Source organism: Pseudochelatococcus lubricantis, assembly GCF_042432495.1.
GTDB lineage: Bacteria > Pseudomonadota > Alphaproteobacteria > Rhizobiales > Beijerinckiaceae > Pseudochelatococcus > Pseudochelatococcus lubricantis.
Map to the genome: position 1 here is coordinate 1 of NZ_JBHLXC010000006.1, position 25,750 is coordinate 25,750.

General features: G+C 65.9%; 23 protein-coding genes and 1 pseudogene. 10 read left to right on the forward strand and 14 right to left on the reverse strand.

Annotated elements, in window-relative coordinates; translation table 11 throughout:
• A pseudogene (locus ACFFJ7_RS10860) lies at positions 1–122 on the forward strand (IS5-like element IS711 family transposase); the annotation flags it as partial.
• A 102-nt stretch (positions 123–224) separates the two neighbouring features.
• Here ACFFJ7_RS10860 and ACFFJ7_RS10865 read toward each other — a convergent pair.
• The 4 genes from ACFFJ7_RS10865 to ACFFJ7_RS10880 form a co-directional block, all read right to left on the reverse strand.
• Positions 225–1,751 (reverse strand): tripartite tricarboxylate transporter permease, encoded by a 1,527-nt coding sequence (locus ACFFJ7_RS10865; protein ID WP_166955849.1) that lies wholly within the window; start codon positions 1,749–1,751, stop codon positions 225–227.
• Positions 1,751–2,233 (reverse strand): tripartite tricarboxylate transporter TctB family protein, encoded by a 483-nt coding sequence (locus tag ACFFJ7_RS10870; RefSeq protein ID WP_166955851.1) that lies wholly within the window; start codon positions 2,231–2,233, stop codon positions 1,751–1,753. Before ACFFJ7_RS10870 ends, ACFFJ7_RS10865 begins: the two co-directional genes overlap by 1 nt.
• Positions 2,234–2,397: 164 nt before the next feature.
• Positions 2,398–3,129, reverse strand: a complete 732-nt coding sequence (locus ACFFJ7_RS10875) for an arylmalonate decarboxylase (protein WP_377592265.1) — start codon at positions 3,127–3,129, stop codon at positions 2,398–2,400.
• 252 nt (positions 3,130–3,381) lie between these two features.
• A complete protein-coding gene (locus ACFFJ7_RS10880) occupies positions 3,382–4,338 on the reverse strand; it encodes a Bug family tripartite tricarboxylate transporter substrate binding protein (protein WP_166955855.1) in 957 nt (318 codons plus the stop codon).
• Between the two features lie 160 nt (positions 4,339–4,498).
• Between ACFFJ7_RS10880 and ACFFJ7_RS10885 the strand changes: the two genes are divergently transcribed.
• Both ACFFJ7_RS10885 and ACFFJ7_RS10890 read left to right on the forward strand, forming a co-directional pair.
• Positions 4,499–5,659 (forward strand): mandelate racemase/muconate lactonizing enzyme family protein, encoded by a 1,161-nt coding sequence (locus ACFFJ7_RS10885; protein ID WP_377592268.1) that lies wholly within the window; start codon positions 4,499–4,501, stop codon positions 5,657–5,659.
• Positions 5,660–5,804: 145 nt separating this feature from the next.
• The gene (locus ACFFJ7_RS10890) at positions 5,805–6,266 is read left to right on the forward strand and encodes a MarR family transcriptional regulator (protein ID WP_166955859.1); all 462 of its coding nucleotides are present in this window, start codon (positions 5,805–5,807) and stop codon (positions 6,264–6,266) included.
• A gap of 25 nt (positions 6,267–6,291) precedes the next feature.
• On the opposite strand, the gene ACFFJ7_RS10895 is transcribed toward ACFFJ7_RS10890, so the two are convergent.
• The gene (locus ACFFJ7_RS10895) at positions 6,292–7,209 is read right to left on the reverse strand and encodes a LysR substrate-binding domain-containing protein (RefSeq protein ID WP_166955861.1); all 918 of its coding nucleotides are present in this window, start codon (positions 7,207–7,209) and stop codon (positions 6,292–6,294) included.
• A 245-nt stretch (positions 7,210–7,454) separates the two neighbouring features.
• Between ACFFJ7_RS10895 and ACFFJ7_RS10900 the strand changes: the two genes are divergently transcribed.
• The 6 genes from ACFFJ7_RS10900 to phnA all read left to right on the forward strand — a co-directional run bounded on the left by ACFFJ7_RS10900 (position 7,455) and on the right by phnA (position 15,204).
• The gene (locus ACFFJ7_RS10900; protein ID WP_377592271.1) at positions 7,455–8,765 is read left to right on the forward strand and encodes an alkaline phosphatase family protein; all 1,311 of its coding nucleotides are present in this window, start codon (positions 7,455–7,457) and stop codon (positions 8,763–8,765) included.
• A complete protein-coding gene (locus ACFFJ7_RS10905; RefSeq protein WP_377592273.1) occupies positions 8,762–10,300 on the forward strand; it encodes an ABC transporter substrate-binding protein in 1,539 nt (512 codons plus the stop codon). Before ACFFJ7_RS10900 ends, ACFFJ7_RS10905 begins: the two co-directional genes overlap by 4 nt.
• The gene (locus tag ACFFJ7_RS10910; RefSeq protein WP_377592275.1) at positions 10,300–11,235 is read left to right on the forward strand and encodes an ABC transporter permease; all 936 of its coding nucleotides are present in this window, start codon (positions 10,300–10,302) and stop codon (positions 11,233–11,235) included. The genes ACFFJ7_RS10905 and ACFFJ7_RS10910 overlap by 1 nt, the downstream gene beginning before the upstream one ends.
• Complete coding sequence (locus tag ACFFJ7_RS10915) at positions 11,235–12,143, forward strand: ABC transporter permease (RefSeq protein ID WP_377592277.1); 909 nt, start codon at positions 11,235–11,237, stop codon at positions 12,141–12,143. The genes ACFFJ7_RS10910 and ACFFJ7_RS10915 overlap by 1 nt, the downstream gene beginning before the upstream one ends.
• On the forward strand, positions 12,140–13,756 hold the full coding sequence (locus ACFFJ7_RS10920) for a dipeptide ABC transporter ATP-binding protein (RefSeq protein WP_377592280.1): 1,617 nt from the start codon (positions 12,140–12,142) through the stop codon (positions 13,754–13,756). Before ACFFJ7_RS10915 ends, ACFFJ7_RS10920 begins: the two co-directional genes overlap by 4 nt.
• Positions 13,757–13,953: 197 nt before the next feature.
• Positions 13,954–15,204: a phosphonoacetate hydrolase gene (gene phnA, locus ACFFJ7_RS10925; RefSeq protein ID WP_377592282.1), complete on the forward strand. Its 1,251-nt coding sequence runs from the start codon at positions 13,954–13,956 to the stop codon at positions 15,202–15,204.
• An 86-nt stretch (positions 15,205–15,290) separates the two neighbouring features.
• On the opposite strand, the gene ACFFJ7_RS10930 is transcribed toward phnA, so the two are convergent.
• From ACFFJ7_RS10930 to ACFFJ7_RS10955, 6 genes are all read right to left on the reverse strand, one after another.
• On the reverse strand, positions 15,291–15,737 hold the full coding sequence (locus ACFFJ7_RS10930) for a universal stress protein (RefSeq protein ID WP_166955870.1): 447 nt from the start codon (positions 15,735–15,737) through the stop codon (positions 15,291–15,293).
• Positions 15,738–15,927: 190 nt separating this feature from the next.
• On the reverse strand, positions 15,928–17,292 hold the full coding sequence (locus ACFFJ7_RS10935; RefSeq protein ID WP_377592285.1) for an MFS transporter: 1,365 nt from the start codon (positions 17,290–17,292) through the stop codon (positions 15,928–15,930).
• 59 nt (positions 17,293–17,351) lie between these two features.
• The gene (locus tag ACFFJ7_RS10940) at positions 17,352–18,239 is read right to left on the reverse strand and encodes an intradiol ring-cleavage dioxygenase (protein ID WP_377592287.1); all 888 of its coding nucleotides are present in this window, start codon (positions 18,237–18,239) and stop codon (positions 17,352–17,354) included.
• Positions 18,240–18,292: 53 nt separating this feature from the next.
• Positions 18,293–19,354: a maleylacetate reductase gene (locus ACFFJ7_RS10945; RefSeq protein WP_377592289.1), complete on the reverse strand. Its 1,062-nt coding sequence runs from the start codon at positions 19,352–19,354 to the stop codon at positions 18,293–18,295.
• 3 nt (positions 19,355–19,357) lie between these two features.
• Positions 19,358–20,566, reverse strand: a complete 1,209-nt coding sequence (locus ACFFJ7_RS10950; RefSeq protein WP_377592291.1) for a flavin-dependent oxidoreductase — start codon at positions 20,564–20,566, stop codon at positions 19,358–19,360.
• A gap of 421 nt (positions 20,567–20,987) precedes the next feature.
• Positions 20,988–21,458: a MarR family winged helix-turn-helix transcriptional regulator gene (locus tag ACFFJ7_RS10955; RefSeq protein ID WP_166955878.1), complete on the reverse strand. Its 471-nt coding sequence runs from the start codon at positions 21,456–21,458 to the stop codon at positions 20,988–20,990.
• Between the two features lie 321 nt (positions 21,459–21,779).
• Here ACFFJ7_RS10955 and ACFFJ7_RS10960 point away from each other — a divergent pair, with 321 nt between their 5' ends.
• Positions 21,780–22,112 carry a hypothetical protein gene (locus tag ACFFJ7_RS10960; RefSeq protein ID WP_377592294.1) on the forward strand — a complete coding sequence of 111 codons (333 nt, stop codon included), beginning with the start codon at positions 21,780–21,782 and terminating at the stop codon, positions 22,110–22,112.
• Positions 22,113–22,167: 55 nt separating this feature from the next.
• On the opposite strand, the gene ACFFJ7_RS10965 is transcribed toward ACFFJ7_RS10960, so the two are convergent.
• From ACFFJ7_RS10965 to ACFFJ7_RS10975, 3 genes are read right to left on the reverse strand one after another with little or no spacing between them, the layout of a single operon-like run.
• Positions 22,168–22,935 (reverse strand): ABC transporter ATP-binding protein, encoded by a 768-nt coding sequence (locus tag ACFFJ7_RS10965; protein WP_377592296.1) that lies wholly within the window; start codon positions 22,933–22,935, stop codon positions 22,168–22,170.
• On the reverse strand, positions 22,932–24,695 hold the full coding sequence (locus ACFFJ7_RS10970) for a branched-chain amino acid ABC transporter ATP-binding protein/permease (protein ID WP_377592299.1): 1,764 nt from the start codon (positions 24,693–24,695) through the stop codon (positions 22,932–22,934). Before ACFFJ7_RS10970 ends, ACFFJ7_RS10965 begins: the two co-directional genes overlap by 4 nt.
• Positions 24,692–25,732, reverse strand: a complete 1,041-nt coding sequence (locus ACFFJ7_RS10975) for a branched-chain amino acid ABC transporter permease (protein ID WP_377592301.1) — start codon at positions 25,730–25,732, stop codon at positions 24,692–24,694. Before ACFFJ7_RS10975 ends, ACFFJ7_RS10970 begins: the two co-directional genes overlap by 4 nt.
• Between the last annotated feature and the right edge of the window lie 18 nt (positions 25,733–25,750).

Here is a 25,750-nt window from a genome sequence, read left to right on the forward strand (position 1 = left end):
AGGTCGAATGTTTCTTCAACAAGCTCAAGCGGTTCCGCCGTATCGCATTGCGTTGCGAAAAGACGATCGAAGCATTCATGGGCTTCGTTCACCTCGCTTGCGCAATGATATGGATCAGATGAATGCAGACAGCGCCTAACGGCCGCCGTGCGATATGAGCAAACGCCCGGGCCCTGCTAGGCCCGGGCGTTCGCTTCGTGCTGTCGGGCGGGGGGACGGGCCGCCTATCGGAACCCGGGCCGGCCGTTCCGCAAACCTGGCAGGCGGGCGAAACGGCGCCGGAGGATGCGGACGGCGGGAATGAACAGCGCCGTCAGCACGATCGTCAGGCAGATCAGGCTGACCGGGCGTGAGAAGAACACCGCGGGATCACCCCGGCCAAGCTGCATCGCGCGCCGGAGATTTTCCTCCATCATCGGGCCGAGAATGAAGCCCATCAGAAACGGCGCGGCCTCGAAGCCTGTGATGGCCATGCCGAAGCCGAAGAGTCCGATGGCAAGAACGACGTAGACATCGAACGTGTTCAGCGTGGAGCTGTAGACGCCCACGGCGATGAGGCAGATGATCGATGGAAACAGGAAGCGGTAGGGGATGTTGGCCAGTTTGGCCCACAGCCCGACCAGGGGAATGTTGAGGATCAGCAACATGACGTTACCGATCCAGAAGCTCGCGATCAGGGCCCAGAAGAGGTCGGCGTGCAACGTCATCATATCCGGGCCCGGCTGTATCCCCTGGATGATCAGCGCGCCAAGCATCAGCGCCATGGTCGGGGTGCCCGGAATGCCGATGGCAAGGGTGGGAATGAAGCTCGTCTGGGCAGCGGCGTTGTTTGCCGCCTCCGGCCCGACGACGCCCTCGATGGCGCCGTGGCCGAATCTTTCGGGCGTACGGGAGAGGCGCTTCTCGGCGGTGTAGGACAGGAACGACGCAATGGTTGCGCCCGTGCCGGGAAGAATGCCGAGAATGCTGCCGAGGGCGCTGCCGCGGCCGGCCGGCACGATGCTGCGCCGGAAATCCTCACGGGTCGGCATCATGTCGCGCAGCCGCAGGGAGAACCGCGACAGGTCGGTTTTGGGCTCGGCCGTCGCGGTTATGATTTCCGGCAGGCCGAACAAAGCCATGGCCACCACCGCCACGCTGAGGCCGCCGATGAGTTCGGGAACGCCGAAAGCATAGCGCTGCACGCCGGTACTCAGGTCCGTCCCTATCATGCCGAACAGCGTGCCGATCACGACGGCAATCAAGCCCTTGACGAGCGATCCCCTGGCGACGAGGGCGCCCGCCACAAGGCCGAGGACCATGATGGCGAAATAGTCCGCCGAATTGAGGGACAGGGCAAAGCGGCTTATCGCCGGCGAGAACACCGTCATCAGGATGATGCCGATCGATCCGCCGATGAACGACGCGGCGGCGGATGCGAACAGCGCGACCGCCGCACGGCCCTGCTTCGCCATCCTGTAGCCGTCGAGTGTCGTGATCGCCGAGGAGGTGGAGCCGGGGACATTGACCAGTATCGACGTGATCGCGCCGCCGTATTCGCCGCCATAGTAGATGCCCGCAAGCATGATGATCGCGGTTTCGGGAGGGAGGTAGAAAGTCACCGGCAACAGAAGGGCGATCCCCAGCATCGCTCCGACCCCCGGCAGGACGCCGATGAACGTGCCGACGGTGACGCCGACAAAGCAGTAAAAGAGGTTTACGGGCGTGAAAGCCGTCGCGAACCCGTTTGCGAGGAGCGTCAGGATATCCATCAGAAACCTCCCGGCAAGACGCGCATGGGCAGCCCCAGCAGGACCACGAAGATCAGCCAGATGGCGACCGCGAGGCCTGCACCCAGCAGGACGCTTTCGTGGAGTCTGGCCTCGCGATGCGCGAAGGAGCCGACCACGGTGGTGGCGATGATCGTGGCGAACAGGCCCATGGGCGCGATGCCGAGCGCGAAAACCACGAACGCGGCGCAGACGAAGAGAATGCGCCGAAGGTCGACCGGCTGCTCCTCCGGGCAGGGGGCGATGATGGTCCTGATCAGCACGAGGACTCCCAGAACGCCGCCGATGATCGAGAGAGCGAGGGGGAAGTAGCCCGCTCCCATCTGCCGCGTGGAGCCGATCCCGTATCCCACCGCCATGTAGCCGAATGCCAGCGATATGGCGATGACGATGAGGCTGGCAATAATGTTGTTCCAGTCTGTCCGCCGGGTGGGGACGCAAATATCTGTGCGCGTTATTGACATTGTTCCCGTCCTTTATGTTGACCCGGAATCGTGCAGCCGATCCATGGCCACCGACAGCCTCCAAAGGAGTTTCAGCAAAAGTGGACGCCGCTTTTTCGTTTGAAGTTACGTAAAAACAAAGAGATAGACCATCTACTGTGTTTCAGCGTAATGCAGTAGACGGTCTAGAAGACGGCGGCTCCCGAGAGCTGTCCGAGCCTGCCCAGAGCGCGGCTCTCACCGCTCATGCCCAGCAGGCGGACAGCGGCCCAGACGCCCGCCGTCGCGCTGGCGACGACGGGTTTTCCGATGCGGGGCTCGACAGCGGCAGCGAGGTCGAGCGCGGGGAGTCCGCCGCAGGAAACCAGAATGGCATCCGCCTCTCCGCCAGCCATGCGGTCGGCCTCCAGGGCGAGATCGGCGACGACATCGGCCCCGACAGCCCTGATGGTCTCGACGGCGGTCATGTCGAGGCCGCCGATGTGGAGCACCTCAAAGCCCGCATCCACAAGGAACTGTTCAAGCTTGCGGTTGACGATCGCGGAATAGGCCGTGCCGACCGCCACCTTCCGTGCGCCGACCGTCCGCAAGGCATCGCGCACGGCGCTGCTCATCGTGGTCGCCGGCACGCCGGACGCTTCCTCGATCACACTGATCAGGTCATCGTTGAAGCCGGTTCCCCTGAAGAAACTCAGCGACGTGCCCATGAGCGCGATGGCATCGGCACCTTCGTCGTCCCGCAGTTCGCGCGCCAGCGCGGCCACGCGCTCGATCGCCTCGCTGTAACCCTCGATGGTCAACGCCTCCAGCGCAAGACTGCGGGCGGTAAACCGCACGCCCTCCGGATAAAGGCCGTAGGCTTCCGGCGGAACCGCATCGCCGGCCGGCGGTACGATCAGTCCGATCGTCATACTCATGGTGATCTCCAGTGAAAGAATTCAAAAAAAACGCCGGCGTTCGCCCGTTTTTACTGTGCATTGTTTTCGCTATACCGGGATTATGGCCGATGCCGGGGCTTTGACCTGCCGCTCTTCCAGCATGGCGGGAGACGCCGGAAATCCGGAAAGCGATTGTCAGGCGCTCCCGCATGACCGCGACGTGCGTCCCCGGTCGCTCCGTCGACTGTCGGACGTTCGTCGCGTGTTCAATGCGGTCGCGGGCAGGGCCTGTCAGGTTCCGTCGCGGACGGAGATTGCGACCTCGGTCAGCTTCTTGGCGATAGCCGGCAACTCGGCGGACACTTCCCCGCCCGTCTGGAAGGCAGGGATCAGGCCGGCGCGCGTCAACTGGCCGGGGAGCTTTTCGCCCTCGTAGGCACGGGCGATGGCGCCGGTTATGCGGTCGACGATTTCCTGGGGCGTTCCGGCGGGGGCCATGATGAACTGGCTTGGCATCGCCTCGAAGCCCTTGATCGTCTCGGCGATCGGGGGGATTTTCTCGAAGCCCTTGACGCGCTCCGGGCCAGTGTGGCCGAGAATGACGAGCTTGCCGCCTTCCGCTTGCGCGGCCGCGGCGCTGAGGCTCACGATACCGAACGGGACTTCTCCCGAAACGACCGCCGCCACGGAGGGCGCGCCGCCCTGAAAATGCACGGCCTCCATCTCGATGCCCGCGGCATCCTTCAGCATCTCCCCGGCGAGATACTGCAGCGTCGCCGTGCCGGGCGAGGCATAGAAATACTCGCCGGGGTTTTTCGAGACCAGATCGATGAACTGGGCGACAGTGGAGACGCCGACGCCCGGATTGGCGACGAGCGCATGCGGCGCGACGGCTATGCGGGCAATCGGCGTAAAGCTCTTCACGGGATCGTAGCCGACGTTCCCCTGAAACACCGGCCCCAGGATCGCCGAGGTCTCGCCGGCATAGATCGTGTATCCGTCGGGCTTTGCCGATGCGACGAAGGCGGGGGCCAGCGTACCGGCGGCGCCGGGCCGGTTCTCGACGATCACGGGTTGGCCGAGTTGGGGCGAGATTTCGCCGCTGACCAGGCGCGCCATCGTATCCATGCCGCCGCCGGGGGCGAAGCCGACGACCACGGTGATGGGCTGGGTGGGGAAGGCGGTCTGGGCCAGGGCACTGCCGGCCATGAGCGACAGGGCAAGGCCCGCTGAAAGCAAACGATACATTAGGTTCCGCTCCTGGATTTATGTTTGTTTATAAGGTCAGGCTGCAGCAAAATCGTCTACTCGTCAACTATCTATCTTGCACCTGTTTATGTTTCACCTATGATGGATGCCTGTGTCCCCGCCGGCACGCGAATCCGGCGACGAAGGAAGGAGCTTTGCCGTGAACCTCACCATCAAGGACGTCAGGGTCTGGCCGGCCTGGATACCCAACAAGATGAAGGTCGGTTCGGTATCGGCGACAGCATCGATTTCCTGTGTCGTGGTCGAAGTGACGACGGAGGAGGGAGTTGCGGGCCATGGCATAACGTCGATCACGGATGAGGAAGCCGTGGTGGCCGTGCTCGAAGGGCTTGTGGCGCCAAACATCATCGGCCTCGATGCCCTCGATCGCGAAAAGATCGCCGAAACGCTGTATTGGCTGCTGACCCCGCGCGGGCAGACGGGCTATGCCAGCCACGCCATTTCGGCAATCGATCTGGCGCTCTGGGACATCCTCGGCAAGGCGGTCGGGCTGCCGTGCTGGCGCTTGCTTGGCGGCGCCCGGCGGAGCGTGCCGCTCTACGTCACCTTCGGCTTCGGCGCGTTCGATCGCGAACAACTGGTGGAGGCTGCCCATCACCTGCGTTCCGAGGGGGTTTCGCGCTTCAAGATGGTCGTCGGTCACCACGCGCTGGCCAAGCGGAACAGGGGGGTGGATATCGACGCTCTCCTCCGGGAGGACGTGGTTCGCGTCCGCCTCGTTCGGGAGGCGATCGGCGAGGACAGCGAACTCTATATCGACGCCAACTGCAGCTTGAACGAAGGCGCGGCCCGCTGGCTCATCGATTCCCTGCGCGACATTGACATCGCATTCTTCGAGGAACCGGTGCGCGACAACGACCCTGTCCGGATGCGGGAGTTGCGTCACCGCACGGGCATCCGCATCGCTGCGGGGCAGAACGAGGGGCAGCTCTGGCGCTTCGCGTCACTGATCCGCGAGGAGGCGGCCGACGTGCTGCAGCCCAACGCGGTCATCTGCGGCGGGTTCACGGCGGCCGCGAAGGTTGCCGCGCTGGCGCAGGCCAACAATGTCGATCTCGCCAACGGCGGCGCCTTTCCGTTTCACAACGGGCATCTGCACGCTGGCCTCGTCAACGGCGGTCTTGTCGAATGGCACCTCGCGGCGGTGGAGATGTGTCGCACGCTGTTTCTCGGGCTGCCTGAGAAGGAAGGGCAGACGCTCTGCCTTTCCGACAGGCCGGGGCTTGGTTTCGATCTCAACTATGACGCGCTCGAAGACTTCGCGAGGCGTGCCACGGCCCATGGACATGGAAAGGGTTGAAGAGCTGCGTGTTTTTTGACCAAACCTTTCGGAAAGCCCCCGGACGGTATCCATGATAACTGACAGCCTCCGGGTGGGGTGTGCGAGCGATGAAAGACAAGGTATGCGGGAGACAAACGTTTCAGCCGCTCCTGCGGGAGCAAACGTGGACGCCGGGCAGGAGACATTCGACGACGCCATCGACTATGGGCTGCTTGACAGCTTCATCGGTTTCCATCTGCGGCTGGCGAACGATCGTACATACGAGAACTTCATCGACCGCCTCGGCGCCGACAGTTTGCGGCCGGGGTGCTTTACCATTCTGACATTGATCGCGAATAATCCCGGCATCACCCAGATCATGATTTCGCGGGTGGCCGGCCGCGACAAGTCCAGTGTCGCCAAGATCCTGCGCTATATGGAGGATGAGGGGCTGATCCGGCGCGTGCGACTTGATGACGACCGCCGCGCCTATGCCAGCTATGTCACCGAAGCCGGTGCCGAACTCAATGCGCGCCTTGCCGAGAAGGCGCGCATACAAAGCGCGCATCTCAGGTCGATTCTCGGGCCGGAGCGCGAGGCGGCCCTGCTCAGGACGCTGAAGGACCTCATCACCGCGCTGGCGTAGCGCGTGACCGCAACGGGGCGGGCTGCTACGCAGCCCCCTGGGACACCGGCTGGGTCAGGTTTCTCACCCAGTTGATGAAACGCTGGCAGGTGGCGGCTTCGTGCGAGGCCGGGTTCGCGAGTACGTGGTACTCGGAACCGACGATGCGGCTGTCTGGCCAGGGCTCGACGACCTCACCCCGCTCAAGGGCATCGGTTATCAGAAACCGGGGGACGACGAGCGCTCCCCGGCCGGCGAGCATCGCGCCGAGCGCGACATAGAAATGCGGAAAACGCAGCGCCGGCCTGGCGAGGGATTTCGGCAGGCCGGCATTCTGCAACCATGCCTGCAGCTCGCCCGGCCGCGTCGCCGCTTCCAGCAGACTGATCTTCTTCAATCCGTCCCTGTCGAGCCCACCCGTTTCGGCGAGGAGCCGCGACGAGACCGCCAGCGTCAGCTCCTCCGTGAACAGGTGGCAGGGGGAGAACTGCGACGGAATGACGTCTCCCCGCCGGACGGCGACGTCGAAGGGAATTTCGAGCCATTTCTCCGGCGTGTGCGTCGGCCTCACCATGACATCCACCGGCTGTCCTCCCGAAACGTGAAACTCGGGAAGCCGGGGCACGAGCCATTGCATCGCGAAGGTCGCCGGCGCGATCACCCGCAGCTTGACCGGCGGCGTGGTGCCCGCGCGCACCTCGTCGAGCACGTCCTGAATCCGGTCGAACGCCTCTCCCAGCACGGCCGCGAGTCGGGCGGTCTCCGGCGTCGGGATCATACCCTTGCGCTTCTCCGCGAAGAGAGGAGCGCCGAACCATTCCTGCAAATGTGACAGTTGTTTGCTGACAGCGCTGTGCGAGACGGAAAGCTCGTCTGCGGCGGAAGTAACGCTGCCAGTCCGGATGACGCTTTCGAGGAACAGAAGGGCCTTCAAGGACGGGAGACGGCGCTTCGTTTGTTCCATTAAGTCACATCCTCTCTCCGATAAAGTCACTGTACACAAAATTTATTATTCATCATAATGCAAATGCTTAAATATTCTTGTCACGAATGCAGAAAAATACTTCTACACCAAGTCCATGACAGTTTCATGAGGGGGTATGCCTTGTCCATCGAAAACAGCCGATCGCACGCGCCGGCATCCGGTTCCGGTATGACCTTTGCGGACGGGCGTCGCCCGCGCGGAACCGGCCGCGGGGAGGGTTGACGATGTCGGCGAACAGACGTGCGGTCGTCGTCATCCTCGATGGTCTGCGGCGCGACTTCGTGACGCCGGACGGCACTCCCTATCTCGCGGCGATGCGCGCGGGGAGCACCTGGTGCGCCGCTCACCGCTCCGTGTTTCCATCTGTTACGCGCGTCGTCTCCTCCAGCGTCGCGACAGGTTGCCTGCCTTCCCGCCACAGCCTTGCGGGCAACACGATCGCATTGGAGCAGGATGGCGCGCTGACCCTTTTCGATGCCGGAAAACCCGACTTCATCGGCCACAAGCGGCGCCTGACCGGCCATGCTCTCGCGGTGCCGACCCTGGCCGAGCGTCTTGAAGCTGCGGGCGGTGTGGCCGTCTTCAGCAACGTGTCGCCGGGCGCGGCCTATCTGCACGATCCGGACGGCCACGGCCACGTCTATCACCGCGCCGGGTCCTTCGGCCCGGGGAGGACGCCCGTCGAGGGCGAGGGGGTGCTGGCCATCAGCCCCGACCTGGACGGGGACGCCGCGATGGCGGAACGCTTCGTCGAAAACGCCTTCGGCGAGAGTGGTCCCGCCTTGGCGCTCGCCTGGTTCGGCCATCCCGACACCACCCAGCACGCCTTCCCGCTGGGCTCGCCGGAACATCGCGAGGCGCTGCGCCGCGCCGACGCACATGCCGGCAAGGTGATAGCAGCGGTTGCGAATGCCCGCGCCAAGGGCGAGGACATCCTGCTGGCCGTCGGCTCCGACCATGGTCATCAGACCGTGTCGCACGTGGTCGACATCGACGCCATCCTGATCGGGGAGGGCCTGAAAGCCGGTCACGGCTCGGCCGATGTCGTGGTCGCCCCCAACGGGACCGCGGCGCTGATCTACGTCGATCCCCGGCATGCCGACGTCCTGCCGCGTCTTGGCGCATTCCTCGCTGGGTGCGACTGGGTGGGGCGGCTGATCGGGCCGGAAAACTTCGCCGAGCACGGCGTGCCTGCGGGCGGCGGCCTGGCGTTCGCCATCTCGCTGGCGGCGGATGACGAGGCCAGGAATGCGTTCGGCGTGCCGGGCCTCAGCGTCGCCGCCAGGCCGGCGGAAGGCAAGCCGGACCGCCTCGGCTGCGGCCAGCACGGCGGCCTCGGCCGCTATGAGCAATCTCCTTTCCTGATCCTCGACGGCGCCGGTTTCGCGCCGGGGGCGGAGATCGCGGAAACGACGTCGGCCATCGACCTTGCGCCGACCATCCTGACCTTCCTCGGACGCGACACGAACGGCCTCGACGGCCGTCCGCTGCAGTCGCCGTCCTTATCTCACGCAACACGGGATATCCACTCATGACCAGCTTCGTAACCAGCCGCCGCGGACTCCTCGCCGGCGCTGCCACTCTTGCCGGGGCGCTGACGGTCCTGCCCGTCCGGGTGCTCGCCCAGAACGCGCGCAAGGGCGTTCTGAAATATGCGACGCTCGGCCTCGATACTTCCGATCCGCATCGCCACACCGGCAGCATCGCGGTGCAGCAGAGCTATGTCGAGGCGCTGACCTCGATCGCGGCCAACGGCGCGGTGGAGCCCTTCCTGGCCGAGTCCTTCGCCGTGTCGCCCGATGGGCTGACCTACACGTTCCGCCTGCGCGAGGGCGTGCGCTTCCACAACGGCGATCTCCTGACGGCGCGCGACGTGGCCGCCAATTTCGAGCGCGTCAAGAGCAAGGTGAAGGGCGGCTGGCTCGTGTCCGCGCTTCAGCAGGTATCGAAACTCGAAACGCCCGACGACAGGACCGTCGTGGTCACGCTCGACGAGCCCTTTGCTCCCTTCCTCAACCTGCTTTCCGAGCTGTGGATACTGTCGCCGAAATCCGCGGGTTGGGACGAGACGATCTCGTTGCCCATCGGCACCGGGCCTTTCACCTTCGGCGACTGGCAGCCGAAAGTGAAGCTCGTCGCCCCTGCCTTCGCCGACTACTGGAAGGCCGGCGCGCCGCGTGTGGAAGCGGTCGAGTTCGACCTGCGCGACGGCATCGACAAGAGTCTTGCCCTGCGCGCCGGTGACCTGCACATCGTCAGCGTCGATCTGCAGGCGGCGCAGGATCTGCAAAAGGCGGGTGTTGCCGAAATCTCCGGCCTCAAGGACACGGCGTGGTACTTTGCCGCCTTCAACAACCGCAAGCCGCGCAAGCCCTTCGACGATATCAGGGTTCGCCGTGCCCTCATGCATGCGGTCGACAAGGCGGCCGTGATGAACTTTGTCGGCGGCGACAAGAGCATCGTCACCAACCAGCTGGTCGCCTCCGGCAACATCTATTTCGACCAGGCCCTCCATGACGCGGACGAGTTCCGCAAGCCCGATCTCGATCAGGCCCGCAAGCTGCTCGCCGAAGCTGGCGTGACGCCGGAGGATCACACCATCGAGTTCGTTTCCTGGCAGGAAACCCATCCCCAGATCGTGGTGCAGATGGTGCGCAAGCTCGGCTTCAAGGTGAACCATGTCGCGCTCGACGATATCGGCACGCAGAAGCGGCTCGGCCAATACGACTGGGATATGAGCGTCACGAATTCAGGGCCGCGCTCCGATATCTTCCTGCGTTTCGTCCGCCTGATGAGCGACGGCCCGAACCCGGTGCTCTGGGGCGGCATTCAGGACCCGGAACTCGATCGCCTCATCAAACAGGCCGTCCGGGAGCCCGACAGCGACAAGCGCAAGGAGTTCTACCTCCAGGCATTTCGGCGCACCATGGAGAAGGGTTACTTCTTCGTCCTCGGTCATGCGCCGGACTTCATCGCCATCCGCAATGGCATCAAGGGCTATGACCCCGGCTTCACCTGGGCCTGCCATTGGGCGAGCGGCGGCGTCGCCGTCACCGCGATCGACGCCTGATGTCCGCCAGACCGATCGCCATGATGCCCGCCGGACGGCGGGCATCGTTCCTGCGGCGGCACTGCCCGGCGGGGATATGCCTTCCGGCCGCCATCGTGCTGCTGCTGGCGGCAGCCGGCCTCGCAGCTCCCTGGCTGACGGCGCATTCGCCTCTCGATCAGGATCTGCTGCAGCTCAACAAGGGGCCGGGCGCCGGGTTTCCGCTCGGCACCGACCATCTGGGGCGTGATATTCTGTCGCGCCTGCTTTACGGCGCGCGTTCCACGCTGGCGGTCTCCGCGCTCGGCACCGTCATCGCGTTCGCGGCCGGTGCCGGCCTCGGGCTGCTGGCGCTCACTCTCGGGCACTGGGCGGAGCGCATCCTGTTCGCGGCCATCGACCTGATCCGCGCCCTGCCGGGCACGCTTCTCGCTCTTCTGCTCATCGTCGGTCTCGGCAGCGGTTCCGGCCCGCTGACGATTGCCCTCGGCGTCTCCTTCGTCCCGGTCGTGGCCTATGTCACGCGCGCCGCTTACCATCGCGAAGCCGCGCGGGACTATGTGCTAGCCGCCGCGAGCTTCGGCGGCAACGGGTTTCATATCCTGAGCCGCCATATCCTGCCCAATATCGCCGGCACGCTGATCACGCAGGCCGCGATCATCCTGCCGCGCTGCATCGTCACGGAATCGGTGCTGAGCTTCCTCGGCGTCGGTTCCTCGCCCGACGCGCCGACATGGGGCCGCATGATCGCGGATTCGAGCCGCTTCATCGAGCGCGCGCCGCATGCGATCATGGCGCCTCTCGTCACCCTCGTGCTGCTCACGCTGAGCCTCTCCCTGCTCGGCAACCAGTTGCGCCGGCGCTTCGATCCGATACGTCAGGAAACGGACGTCCCGGGACCGGCGGCCGACCCCGCGCCCGCCGCCGTCCGGCCTGTTGAAGCAGGAGGCTGCTGATGGCGCGCGTTCTTTCCGTCCTCGGCACCCTGCTGCGGGGCCTCGTGCAGTGCGCCTGCATCGTGATGCTGACCTTTCTGCTCTGCCGTGTGATGCCGGGCGACGTCGTCGACGTGCTGGGCCTCGAAGGGGGCCTCACCGCCGAACAGCAGGTGCAGATGCGCCATGACCTCGGTCTCGACCAACCGCTCGCCGTGCAGTTCGGAGACTGGGTCACCCATGCCGTTGCTGGCGATTTCGGGCGCTCGATCCGTTTCGACCGGCCGGTGATGGATATGCTGGCGACGGCAGTGCCGGTGACGCTGAAGCTGACGGTGCTGAGCTTCGCCTTCGGCCTCACGCTGGCGCTTGTTCTGGCGCTGGCGGCGACGGCGCGGCCGTCCCGTCTGTTCGATGTGCTGATCGACGGCGTCAACATCTGGTCTATCGCCGTGCCAACCTTTTGCGCCGGCGTCATCGCGATCCTCGTCTTCTCGATCTGGCTCGGCTGGCTGCCGGTCATCGGGGGGCTGCTGGCGCCCGTCCTGATCATCGGCCTCGACAACGCCGGCCAGATCGTCAAGCAGTTGCGGGAAGAGCTGAAGGAGGCCGTCACGCTGCCGCACGTGCGCACGGCGCGCGCCAAGGGGCTGTCGCCGTGGCGGGTGTCCGTCTTCCACGTGATGCCCGCGACGATGGGCGTCGTGCTGGCGCTGTCGGGCCTCGTGCTCGGCAGCCTCGTCGCCGGCTCGCTTACCATGGAGGTGCTGTTCGCCCTGCCGGGCCTCGGCAGCCTGACGTTGAACGCCATTCACGGGCGGGATTATCCCGTCATTCTCGCGGCGGTGACGCTGATCTCGGTCAGCCTCGTGCTCATCAACACCACGATGGACGTGCTGCACCGCCTTGTCGATCCGAGGCTCGCATGACGCACCCTGTTCTCGAACTTCACGACCTCGATATCGCGATTGCCGGCCGGCGGATCGTGCTCGACCTGTCGTTCGCTATCGACAAGGGCGAAACGCTGGCGCTGATCGGCGAATCCGGCTCGGGCAAGTCCATGACCGCGCTGGCGATCATGGGGTTGCTGCCGCCGAATGCGCAGCTCGGCGCCCGTTCGCGCCTGCTGCTGGACGGCGTCCCGCTGCGGCCCGACGACGAGACGGCGATGCGGGCGCTGCGCGGCCGCAGGATGAGCATGGTCTTTCAGGACCCGATGAGCTGCCTCAGCCCCTTCATGACCGTCGGCGGCCAGATCGCCGAGGCGATTGACCGCGCGGGCGCGGCCGACCGCACGAGCAGGCGCGAGCGGCTGATCGAACTGATCGAGCTTGTCGAGCTGCCCGACCCGCCGTCGATCGTCCGGCGTTTCCCGCATGAGCTGTCCGGCGGGCAGCAGCAGCGCGCGATGCTGGCGATGGCGCTCGCGGCGGAGCCGAGGCTCCTGATCGCCGACGAGCCGACCAGCGCGCTCGACGCGACCGTGCAGGCAGAAATCCTCGCCCTGCTCAAGCGGCTGCAGGCGCGGATCGGCAATGCCATGCTGTTCATCACCCACGACCTTGCCGCCGCGGCCGATCTCGCGCAGCAGCTCGTCGTGATGCGCGCGGGCGAGGCCGTGGAGCAGGGGGCAGCGGGCGCCGTTCTGGCGCATCCGAAGCACGACTATACGCGCCGGCTCGTCTCGACGCGGAGCATCCTGAGGGCCGCCCCCGCACCGGCGGCGGTGACGCGGGGGCAGCCCGCCGTCGAGGTTTCGCAGCTCGCTTACGACTATCCCGTGCGGCGCCTGTTCGCGCGGCCCTGGCGGGCGCTGGACGGTGTTTCCCTGCGGATCGGGGCGGGCGAGACGCTCGGGATACTCGGCGAATCCGGCTCCGGCAAGTCTACCCTCGCGAAACTCGTCAGCGGCCTGCTCCGGCCGACCTCCGGCGAGATCAGCCTGTTCGGCGCGCCGATCGCGCATGCCCGCACCATCGACCGTGACTTGCGCCGGCGCTGCCAGATCATTTTCCAGAACCCGTATGGCGCGCTGAATCCGCGCCTCACCATCGAAAGCGCCATGCGCGAGCCACTCGAACTGCTGCGTCTGTCCGGCTCCGGCAGCGCGGAGAAGATCGAGCGGGCGCTCGCCGACGTCAATCTCGGGCCGGAATACCTGCGCCGCTATCCCCACCAGCTCTCCGGCGGCCAGCGCCAGCGCGTCTGCATCGCGCGGGCGCTTCTTTCGGAACCCGAGCTGCTAATCTGCGACGAGATCGTTTCGGCGCTCGACGCCACGGTGCAGATGCAGGTCCTGCTGATGCTGAAGGAACTGCAGGCCAGGCGGGGTTTCGCGATGATGTTCGTCGGACACGACATCGAGATCGTGCGCTGGATATCCGACCGTATCGCCGTGATGCATCGGGGGCGGATTGTCGAGCAGGGCGATGCCGGGGCGATCCTGACCGCGCCGCGGGAGCCCTATACCCGCAAGCTCATCGCCGCGATGCTGCCGCCGCTGCCGGACGTGACCATCACGGACGCGACGCAGGTCGCCTGAGCCCCGGATCCGATCGAACGCGACCCGGCACGCGGACGCCGCTTTCCGGACAGACCACTCTTCATCAACCGGATAGATCGGGATGGCGATCAGCGAAATGTCATCCCGTCATGTCCGTCCCCAAAGGCCATGCGCTCTCCGTTCGTCGGAACGCAGCGCCGCTTCCCCTCACAATCAATAAGAAAGGCCCATCAGCCATGCCAGATCATGTCACCATCAACGGCGTTCGATATCGTTGGCCGCAGCGGCCGGTCGTCGTCGTCTGCATCGACGGCGGCGATCCCGCCTATCTCGAAAGGTATCTTGCCGACGGCGTCATTCCCAACATCCGGCGCTTCATCGAGGAGGGGTTCGCGACGGTCGCGATTGGCTCGATGCCGTCGTTCACCTGCCCGAACAATATCTCGATCATCACCGGCACGCCGACAGCGCGACATGGAATTTCGGGCAATTTCTATCTCGACACGGCGACATGGGAGCCGGTGGCGATGACCGGCCCCGAACTCCTGCGCGGCGATACGATACTGGCCGGCTTCGCCGACGCGGGCGCGAAAGTCGTATCGATTACGGCCAAGGACAAGCTGCGCCGCCAACTCGGCAAGGGGCTCGACGTCGGCAAGGGGCACGTGTCGTTCTCATCCGAGTTCGCGGACCGCTGCACGCTGGAGGAGAACGGCATCGAGAACCTGCTCGACTACGTCGGAATGCCGCAGCCGGATATGTACTCCGTGGAGCTGTCCCTGTTCGTGCTTGAGGCCGGTATCCGGCTGCTGAAGGATCGCCGCCCCGATGTGATGTACCTGTCGCTGACTGATTTCGTGCAGCACAAATGGTCGCCTGAAGAGAAAGAAGCCTGCGAATTCTACAAGAGGCTGGACGACGTCTTCGGCCGCCTCGTGCAGGAGGACATCACCCTCGGCCTGATCGCGGATCACGGCATGAGCGACAAGAGCGATGCGGCTGGCGAACCGAACGTGATCTGGTTGCAGGATATTCTCGACGCCACGTTCGGCGTGGGCGAAACCACGGTCATCTGCCCCATCACGGATGCCTTCGTGGCGCACCATGGCGCGCTGGGCAGCTTCGTGCGCATCTGGAGCAAGGGCAACGTGAGCGTGCAGGCGATCATCAACCGCATCGCCTCCGTCCACGGCGTGGACCTCGCGCTGGACAAGGAGACGGCGTGCCGCCTGTTCGATCTGCCGGAAGACCGCGAGGCCGATGTGATGGCCATCTCCCGGAAGGAAATGTGCATCGGGAGTTCCGCGCGCCAGCACGACCTGAGCGGCCTGAAAGGGCACCGCCTGCGTACCCACGGCAGCATCGAGGAGACGAGGGTGCCCCTGATCCTGAACCGCCCCCTCAACGCCGACTACAGGCAACGCGCCGCCTGTTCGCTGATCAGGAGTTATCAGATTTTCGATTTCGCCATCAACGGAACGCTGTAGCGCGAGGCGACCGGCGGTCTGCGGCCCCTCTGACGGACAGGGCGATGCGATGGCGGCAGTGACAGCCGCCATCCTGCTACGGGCGATTATCGAATGACAAGCACGGGGATCGTCGTATGGGTCACGACTTCCGCGGTCTGGCTGCCGAGTACCAGCCTGCGGGCCCCGCGCCGGCCGTGGGACGACATGACGATGAGGTCGCAATCCCGGAGCTTTGCGAACCGGACGATGGCCTCGGCGGGATAGTCGTCGATCTCGTGCGCCAGTTCCACGGTTACAGCCTGCTCGGCCGCACGTTTCTCGATAGCGGCGAACCGCTTCTGCATGTCGGCGTCGACCTGCTGGTCGTAGCGCGAGAACGGATCCGGAATGCCGGAGTCCATGGCCGCCTGCGCGGCCTGGTTCTGGAGAGGATGCGTCACGCTCAGGACCGTGACCTTCGCGTTGAGTGCCTTGGCCAGAGCAAGCCCGTGGTCGATGCCTCTGCCCGCAAGCTCCGATCCGTCGGTTGCAATAAGAATGTGCTTGTACATCGGTTCCCCCCTGACAAACGTGGAATCTTACCTGTACAGCCTGCCCTGTCCTTGTCGGAATAGCCAGACCATTTCTACGTTCCATAGAAACGCAACAATGGTTTATTTCTTTGTTTTTACGCAACTCCAGGAGCAATAGCGGCGTCCGCTCCTGCTGAAATTGCTTTGGAGGTTGTCGGGTGCGCCTCCCTCAGTGGCCCGGTACCGTGGCCACGGCGACCTGCGGATGCGTACGCCGGTTCAGGAAGAACATGGTGGACGCGGCGATCAGCGCCGGCAGCGCGCCGATGAGGAACAGCGTCTGCAAGGGCATGCTCGCCGACAGCAGCACGCCGCCGACCACGGGGCCCAGAATCGAGCCGACGCGGCCGATGCCGAGGGCGAAACCCACGCCCGTGGAACGCGCGGGCGTGCTGTAAATCCCGGCCGCGAGCGCGTTCATGTTGTTCTGGGCACCGTTGACGCAAAAGCCGGCAACGAAAACCGCTACCGCAAGCGCCAGCCCGCCTTCTGTTCCGACGTAGCCGATGGCGGCAATGGCAAAGGCCGCCGCGAACAGCACGCCCCCGAGTATCCTGAAGGAGCCGGCGCGGTCGATGACGCGCGCGAGCACGATGGTGCCGACTATGCCGCCCGCGTTCAGCAACGCGGTGAACAGAATGGCGCGGGAGAGGGCGATGCCCGCATGCTGCAAGGTCAGCGGCAGCCAGCTGATCAGGAAGTAATACATGAGCAGGTTCATGAAGAACGTCACCCACAACAGCAGCGTGATGGCGATCCGACTGGGGCCGAACAGCTCCGCGCGCGCCGTCGTGCGATTGGCGTCGTTGACTTTTTGCGACGTCAGGAAGGTCGGTTTTTCCGGCAGCCGCGCGTTCGGCACGGCCCGGGCGATCAGCTTCGCCGCCCGCGCCTCGGCGCCGCTTCTGGTAACGAGGAAGCGGACGGACTCCGGCAATACCGGGATCAGGACAGCCATGAGAACCAGTGGAACGACGCCGCCGACCAGAAAAACGCTTTGCCAGCCGAACGCCGGGATCATTTGCGCCGCCAGAAGGCCGCCGACAACGGCACCGAACGGAAAACCGCAGAACATGACGCCGACGGCCGTCGAGCGCCAGCGCGCCGGCGTATATTCGGCGCTGAGGGCGATGACGTTCGGCATGGCGCCGCCGAGCCCCAGTCCCGTCAGGAACCGCAGCACGATCAGCGTCTCGATGGATTGCGCAAACATCGTCGCGAGCGAGAACACCGCCATGAGCGCCACGGACGCGACGATCGCCAGCTTTCGGCCGAAGCGGTCGGCAATCGGCCCCAAAGCGAGCGCGCCGACCATCATGCCGATGAGCCCAACCGAGAAAACCGGCCCGAAGGCGGCTGGACCCAGGCCCCATTCCTTTGCCAGAACAGGCGCCACGTAGGCAATGGCCTGCGTGTCGAAACCGTCGATCACGGTGACCGCCGCGCACAGGCCAACCGTCATCGTCTGAAAAGGCGTCCATTGCCCCTCGTCGATCAACCGATCGACGTCAAGGGGCGTTTCACTCTCACGCATCATTTTCCTCCCTGATGTGAAAATCCGGTTCTTGCCGGCGGTTGTCCCGCGTTGCCCCGTCATGAAGGGGGAACGGCCTTGTCCCGCGCGGCACCCGGGCTGACGTCCGCTTTCGGCACGAGAACGAAATCGAAGGGCGAGCGCCACAAGGTCGGCCCGTCGTCGACACGCTCGAAAGGAGCCACGAGCGACTTCTTCACCCCGAAGACGGTGTCGGAGCCGAGATAGGGGTCGCCCCCGACGAAGGTGTGCGTCACCAGCTTCTGGTAGCCCTCAGCCGTCACGAGGTAGTGCATGTGCGCCGGACGATAGGGGTGGCGGCCGAGATGGCCGAGCATCTGTCCGACAGGCCCGTCGTCCGGGATCGGATAGGACACCGGCTTGATGCCGATGAAGCTGTAGCGCCCGTCGGGGCCGGTCACGAAGATGCCGCGGTTGTTCCATTTCGGCTGGATGCCGGGCTGCTGGACGTCATAGAATCCCTCGGCATTATCCGACCAAACATCGACCCGTGCTCCCTCGATCGGACTGCCGTCGAGGTCGACGACCCGGCCCTCGTAGAGGCAGCTTTCGCCCTTGCCGTCGAGGCTGATGCACTCGCCCATCCGGCGCACCGGGGCGCCCGCCACGTGGAAAGGGCCGAACACGGTGTTCTCCGTCGCGCCTTCCGGGCGGCGGTTGTTGATGGCGTCGACCAGCATGGAGAAGCCGAGCGTGTCGGATAGCAGGATGAACTCCTGCCGCTCGCCGCTGCAAATCTGGCCGGTCCTGGTCAGGAAATCGATGCCGATCTCCCATTCCGCCTGCGTCAGGTGGATTTCCCGGGCGAAGGCGTGCAGGTGCTTCACGAGACAGGACATGACTTCCGCCAGACGCGGATCGATGTCCTGTCCCATGCGCGCGTTGACGGCCTCGACGGAGCCTTCTTCGGTGAAATAGGCTGTCATGTTCGTTTCCTCTTTATGTCGTTGTGCCCGTCCGCCGGGCCGGCACGCGCGGCCTATTGCGGACGGGCGCCTTCCCACGCGCGCTGCAGCAGGGCGCGGATGGCGCCCCGTTCGACGGGGCGCGGGTTCCAGTAGGGATTTTTCACCGCGAGGTCGGCGGCCCGGTCGAGATCGGCTTTGGCGAGTCCGAGGTCTCTCAGCGCCAGCGGAGCGCCGAGCGCCGCCGCAAAGTCGTAAAGCCCGCCGCCGACCGAACCGCCGAAGAGTTCCGCGACCGGCGCGAGTTCCCGCGCCGCCGCCCCGGCGTTGTAGGCGGCGGAGTGCGGCAGCAGGACCGCGTGGGTCTCGGCATGCGGCAGGTCGAAGCTGCCGCCGAGCGTGTGGCAAAGCTTGTGGTGCAGCGCCATGCCGACGGCGCCCAGCACGGTGCCGCAAAGCCACGAGCCGAACTGCGTGCTCTCGCGCGCGGCGAGATTGCCCGGATCGGCCACGACCCGCGGCAGCCCCTCCCTGAAGGCGCGGAGGCCGCCCAGCGCGAGCTGGTCCGACAGCGGATTGGCGTCGCGTGCATAGAGCGCCTCGACCGCATGCGCCATGGCGTTGAGCCCGCTGGTGACGGTCAGCCCGACGGGCAGCGTCGCCACGAGTTCGGGGTCGTAAAGGATCACCTCCGGCTGGACCTTCGGCGAGCGCAGGGTTTCCTTGACACCGTTCGCCGTCTGGCCCAGCACGGGCGTCGCCTCGGAGCCCGCGTAGGTCGTCGGCAGCACGATCTGCGGCAGGTCCGTGCGCAGGGCAATCGCCTTGCCGAGCCCGATGGTGGAGCCGCCGCCGATGGCGACGATGCAATCGGCGCCCCGGGCGGCCTCGACGGCCGCCTCGGTGATCTCGACGGGCGTATGCATCGCCGCCCGGCTGAACAGCCCGTGCGCGAGCGCGCCGAGCTGCGCGCATACCGCCTCGCCCTGCGCGGCCTGCTGAGGCGTCGTCAGCACCAGCGCGCGGGACAGGCCGAGCGCCACGACCTCGGCGCCGATCCCGGCGCGGACGCCTGCGCCGAGGCACACGCGCACCGGCGGATGTCCGGGCTCGAAGCCCGCATGGAACGTCCGCATGGCCTATACCGCCTTTTTCAGGAAGCCGGCGATCTGGCGATAGCTCGCGGCCACTTCCTCAAGCTCCTCCGCGGTAATCAGATCCTCGATCCGGTCCTCCGGCCCCTTGACGCGGGCGGCCGCGATGTCGAGGACGCGCTCCGGGCCCGATTTGCGGTTGTTGAGCACGACATTCGTCGTGACCGGGCGGCGCAGCGTCTCGTAGGCGAGGAGGCCCTCCGGCCCCGGCTGCGCGGCCAGCGCATCGGCAAGGGTCCGCGCATCGACGATGGCCTGCGAAGCACCGTTCGCGCCCATCGGATACATGGGATGCGCGGCATCGCCCAGAAGCGTGACCCGCCCCTGCGTCCACCACGGCAGCGGATCGCGGTCGATCATCGGATATTGCGTAATGTGCTGGGTATTCCTGAGGAGCGCCGGTATATCGATGTCCTGCATCCGGAATTCCTGAAACTCGGCGATGAAGTCGCGGTCTCCCTCCCGCGTCCAGTCCGCTTCTTCGGCGGCGCGCGGCTGGTCGTGGCGCACCTCGGCCACCCAGTTGATGAGCGCCTTGCCGTCACGCGCGGCGCGGCCGCTGATCGGATAGCAGACGAATTTCACGTCATGGTCGCCGGCGATGAACATGGTCCGCCCGTCGGCGAAGGGCGCCTGCAGATTGGCGCCGCGCCACATCATGGTGCCTTCGTAATGCGCCGGCCCCTCGTCGGGATGAAGCTGCTGGCGAATTTTCGAGCGGAAGCCGTCCGCGCCGATGAGGATATCGGCGTCGTGGACCGCGCCGTCGGCAAACGTCACCCGCACGCTGGCGTCATCCTGCGTGAAGCCGGTCGCCGCCTTGCCGGTGGTCACCGCCTCATGGCCGAGCCGCGCGCGGAGCGTATCGAGCAGCAGGAACTGCAGCTCGCCGCGATGGATCGAGTATTGCGGATACTCGAAGCCCGCCTCGACCGAGCGCGGATCGGACTGGATCAGGTGGCCGAAGCGCGTGCGGTACTCAATGGCGCGGGTGCGGATCGCCATCTCGTCGAGCGCCTCGCCCAGCCCCAGCCCGTGCAGCACGCCGGCCGCGTGGGGCATGACGTTGATGCCCACGCCCAGCGGCTGCAGCGTTTCCACCGCCTCGAAAACCTGAACCGCATGGCCCTTCTCATGCAGGCACAGCGCGGCCGCGAGCCCGCCGATACCGGCGCCCGCAATAGCAATCTTCATCGTGAAATCTCCGTTGACGGTTTCTCTTTTCCGCTGCGCCTTCATCGAAGGGCAGGGCGACGGCATCCTCGGCCACGATGTCCACGGGCGACGGGTCCGGCGCGGCGAATACGGCTCCCCGTTCGTGTCACGCCGCCCGAACCCCAGCCGGGAACAGGCCGCACGCTGGCGATCACGCCGGGGTGCACGAATTTCCTCCCACTTTATTTTCGTTACATATAAAACAATAAGGTCACCTGACTATATTAGTCAAGCGACCTGATGAAAAATTTGAATTTCGCAACGGGATGACCGCTCCGGAAGGAGGCGCCATCTGAGCATCTGTCTGATTATGAATATGTTTTCCGCAGACTGCCGCGTGTTTTCCGACAGGGTCCGTAGCCGGCCGGTATCGATGGCGGGCGCGAAAGGGTGTGCCGCCTTACAGGTCGAGCGTGGCGAACCGCGCCCCATAGCCTGTCAGGCCGGCGACGATGGCGTTCATGGCCGTCTCGCCGAGTTCCGCACGCATCTCGGCTTCGGCGATGTCGACGGCGGTGCGAAACGCTTCGAGCCATTCGATTCCGGTCGGGGTGAAGACGATGAGCCGGGCGCGGCGATCGCTCGGGTCCTCGGTGCGGTCGACAAGGCCGAGATTCGCGCATTGATCGACAAGCTCGCCCATGGCCTGCTTGCTCATGGACGCGCGCCGCGCCAGTTCCGTCAGGCGCGTGCCGGCGATGTCGAGATTGCGCGTGAGGCTGATGTGCGCGATCCGCGCTTCGGTGTGGCCCTTTTCGCTCATGACTTCCAGAACCCGCGCTTCGAAGCGGCGTACGGCGTTGTTGAGGAGGCGCCCGATGTTGGCATGCCGCCAGGCCGTGCCGGCGCGTTCGGTCAGTTCCTCCGTCATCTGGACTGTCACTCCTCGGAAGCCGGGGCGGGGCGCGACCGTGGCGCCATCTCACCGGCGGTCCAGACCCCGTTTCCGGTCGTGCAAAGAAAATTCACGCCGGCAGCTCCAGTTTCGACGTCATCGCCCGTTCGATTTCCATGTCAGTCAGTGTGGAACTGATAGCCCGCCGTGCGCCCGTTCGCAACCGAATGCGTTCCCGTGCGGCGATTGATACGCGCGGGTCCCGACCGACACCGTGACGATCGCCATTTGATTTCGTCCTCGTGCCGCAATAACGTGCCGGCATAGCCCCCGTTTCGCGGAAGACAGGAGAACGCCTTGCCGCTGCTCACGATCCATGTCGATCAGACAATCGAAACCGAACGGAAGGAAAGGCTTACGGAGACGCTTCCGTCTGTTCGCGACCTGCTGTGCCGCGAATTCAATGTCGACGCCTCCTTTTGCCAGCTCGCGGTCATCGAGGCCCGCGGGCTGGCGGACCAGGCACGGATCGCGGTGGAAATCCGCCTGCTGCCCAAGCCTGAGCGCACGCGCGACCTGATCATCTCGGCCTGTGAAAAACTGCGCGGCATCCTGCTGGAAGCGACCGGCGAACGGGCCGCCATCCGGGCGTTCACGCTCGATCCCGACGCCTACATCGTGCTTCGGTAGGTCGGGGCATCGTCGCGCTTCATCCAGGTCCGGGCGGCCTGGCAGGGCCTGTCCATCACGAGGCAGCGAGCGGCGTTGACGCCTCCCGCTGCGCGCCGGCTCCGTGGCCGACGCCGATGTACGTCTCCGTCACGCGGGGGTTGGCCGCCACTTCCCGTGCCGGCCCTTCCAGCGCGACAGTGCCGGTTTCCAGCACATAGGCATAATCGGCCACCGACAGCGCGGCGCGCGCGTTCTGCTCCACCAGCAGCACTGACATGCCTCTGTCCCGCAGGGATGCGACGGCCTCCAACACCTCGCGGACGATGCGCGGGGCGAGGCCGAGGCTCGGCTCGTCCAGCATCAGCAGCTTCGGCCGCGCCATCAGCGCGCGGGCGAGGGCCAGCATCTGCCGCTCGCCGCCCGACAGCGTGCGCGCCTGCTGGGCGTGACGCTCCCGAAGGCGTGGAAAGAGCGTGTACATGGCGTCGAGGTCGCGGGCGCGGCTGTCGTCGCGCACATGGCGGCGGCTGTAGCCGCCGAGCAGCAGATTGTCCGCCACGCTCATCTGCGCGAACAGCTCGCGCTTCTCCGGCACGAGGCAGAGGCCCGCGCCGACGCGCGCCTCCACCTTCGTCTGCATCACCTCCTGCCCGGCATAGACGATCCGGCCGCGGCTCGGCAGGAGGCCCATGACGGCGTTGAGCAGCGTGGACTTGCCAGCGCCGTTCGGCCCGATGACGGTGACGATGCGCCCTTCCGGAATGGCGAGGCCGACGCCCGAAATGGCCTCCACCTTGCCATAGGCGACGGTGAGGTTTTCCACCTTCAGCAGCAGGGTCATACCGCCCCTCCGAGATATGCTTCGAGCACGGCGGGATCGTTCTGCACGGCGCCCGGGACGCCGCTGGCGATGGGACGGCCGAACTCCATGACCACGAGGCGGTCCACCAGGTTCATCACGAAATCCATGTCGTGCTCGACGATGAGGATGCTCATGCCTTCGGCGCGCAGGCTGTCCAGCAGGGCGGCGAGCGCCTGCTTCTCGTGATAGCGCAGGCCGGCAGCGGGCTCATCCAGCAGCAGCACGACAGGGTCGGAGGCAAGCGCGCGGGCGATTTCCACGATGCGCTGCTGGCCGAGCGCGAGGCTGCCCGCCGGCACGTTCCGGCTGTCGGCGAGGCCGACACGTTCGAGCTGGCGCAGCGCCTCCGCCAGCAGCGCGCCTTCCTCCTTCCTGTCCAGCCGGAGAATGGCGGAGAGGATGCCCTTGCGGCTGCGCATGTGGGCGCCCAGCGCCACGTTCTCCAGCACCGACATGTCGCCGCGCAGCTGCACGTGCTGGAAGGTGCGGGCGAGGCCGAGGCGGGCAATGGCGCGGGAGGTGAGCCCGTTCGCCGCCCGTCCGAGTACGCTGATCGCGCCGCCCGTCAGCGGCAGGACGCCGCTCAGCAGGTTGAACAGCGTGCTCTTGCCTGCGCCGTTGGGGCCGATGACGCCGAGAATCTCGCCCGCCTTCAGCGTGAACGATACCTCGTTCACCGCCACGAGGCCGCCGAAGCGCCGCACGACCTTGTCGGCGACGAGTACCGTTTCCCCGCGTGCCGGCCGATCGCGCATCGGCAGAGAGGGCGCGTCGTCCGGCACCTTCAGCGGCTCCGGCGCCGGCAGCCGCCGCGTCACGAAGGGCACGATGCCGGCGCGGGCGTTCTGCAGCAGAACGATGATGAGCACGCCGTAGGCGACGATCTCGATCGCGCCGCTCACGCCGAGGACGCGGGCTGCGACGTCCTGCAGCACATCGCGCAGCACCACCATGACGCCCGCGCCAACCACCGCGCCGGCGAGCTGGCCGACACCCCCCACAACGGCCATGAACAGATATTCGATGCCGACGTTGAGGCCGAAGGGCGTGGGGTTCACGAAGCGCACCAGATGGGCATAGAGCCAGCCGGAAGCCGCGGCGAGCAAGGCCGCGTGGACGAAGATCGCGACCTTGAGGCGAGTGGTGTCTACGCCGAAGGCCTCCGCCATTGTGCTGCGTCCGCGTAGGCAGCGGATGGCCCGCCCGGCGCGCGAGCCGAGCAGGTTGTGCACCGACAGAAGCCCCAGCAGCACGAAGATCCAGATGAGGAACGAGAAGCTGCGGGCGTCGTCGAGCACCACGCCGAACAGGCTCACCGCCGGCAGGCCGGTGATGCCGTCGTGCGCGCCCAGCACCGGCAGGTTGCCCACGAGATAGTAGAGGCTGAGGCTCCAGGCGATGGTGCTGAGCGGCAGGTAATGGCCGGACAGGCGCAGCGTCACCGCGCCGATGGCGAGGGCGCAGGCCGCGGCCGCGAACAGGCCGAGCGGCAGCGCGAACCACGGCGAGAAGCCCCAGGCCGTCGTCGCATAGGCGGTTGCGTAGGCGCCGATGCCGACGAAGGCGGCCTGGCCGAAGGAGGTGAGTCCGCCGATGCCGGTGAGCAGCACGATGCCGAGGGTGGCGAGACTGCCGAGGCCGATGTAGTTGAGCAGCGTCACGTAATACTCGGGCAGGACGAGCGGGGCAGCCGCCAGCGCCAGCAGGAAGACGGCGAGCAGTGTTGTGCGGATGGTCATTCCTCTTCCTCCTCCGCGTGTCCCGCCGAGAAGCTGCGCCACATCAGGATGGGGATGATCAGGGCGAAGACGAGCACGTCCTTGAACGCGCTCGCGAAGAAGGACGAGCCGGATTCGAGCAGCCCCACCAGCACGGCGCCGAACGCCGCGAGCGGATAGGAGCCGAGCCCACCGAGGATGGCGGCGACGAAGCCCTTGAGGCCGATGATGAAGCCGGTGTCGTAATAGATGGTGGCGAACGAACCGATGAGGATGCCGGACACGGTGCCGATGAGCGCGGCCAGCGAAAACGCGAGCAGGCCCGAGCCAGTGGTGCTGATGCCGACGAGGCGCGCGCCCACCTCGTTGAAGGCCGTGGCGCGCAGCGCCTTGCCGCTCAGCGTGGAGCCGAAGAACACGAACAGCGCGGCGATGAGCGCGAGCGTGATGGCGATGGTGAACAGCGCCTGGGCCGACAGGAAATAGGGGCCGAATCGTAGCATTCCGTCGATCAGCGGCGCCACGCGCACACCCTCGGCGCCGAAGGCGATGAGCCCGAGGCCGGTGAGCACGAAATGCAGCGCCACCGCCACGATGAGCAGCACCAGCACGGGAGCGCTGGCGAGCGGCTGGAAGGCCACACGATACAGGATCGGCCCGAGCGGCACGACGATGAGCAGTGTCAGCAGCACGCGGACGAACGCGCCCGACCCCTGCGGCGCGAGCGCGGCGACGAGGCCGAACACCGCGAGCGGCACGAGCATGTAAAGCGCGGCGGCGACAAGATGTGTGCGGGAGCGCGGCCCGCGCGCATAGGCCCACAGCTCCATGGCGGCGGCGATGACGCCGCCGGCCACCGCGATCAGGGCGGTGCCCGGCAGATGTCCCGCCTGCAGGCTCGCCATGGTGAGCGCGCCGTAGCTGACAAGCTCTCCCTGCGCGACCAGAATGACCCGCGTGACCGAGAAGACCATGACCAGGACAAGCGCCAGCAGGGCATAGACAGCACCCATGGTCAACCCGTCCTGGATAAGAAGCAATGCGATGATGGAATTCATGAAGGCTCCGGCGCGACA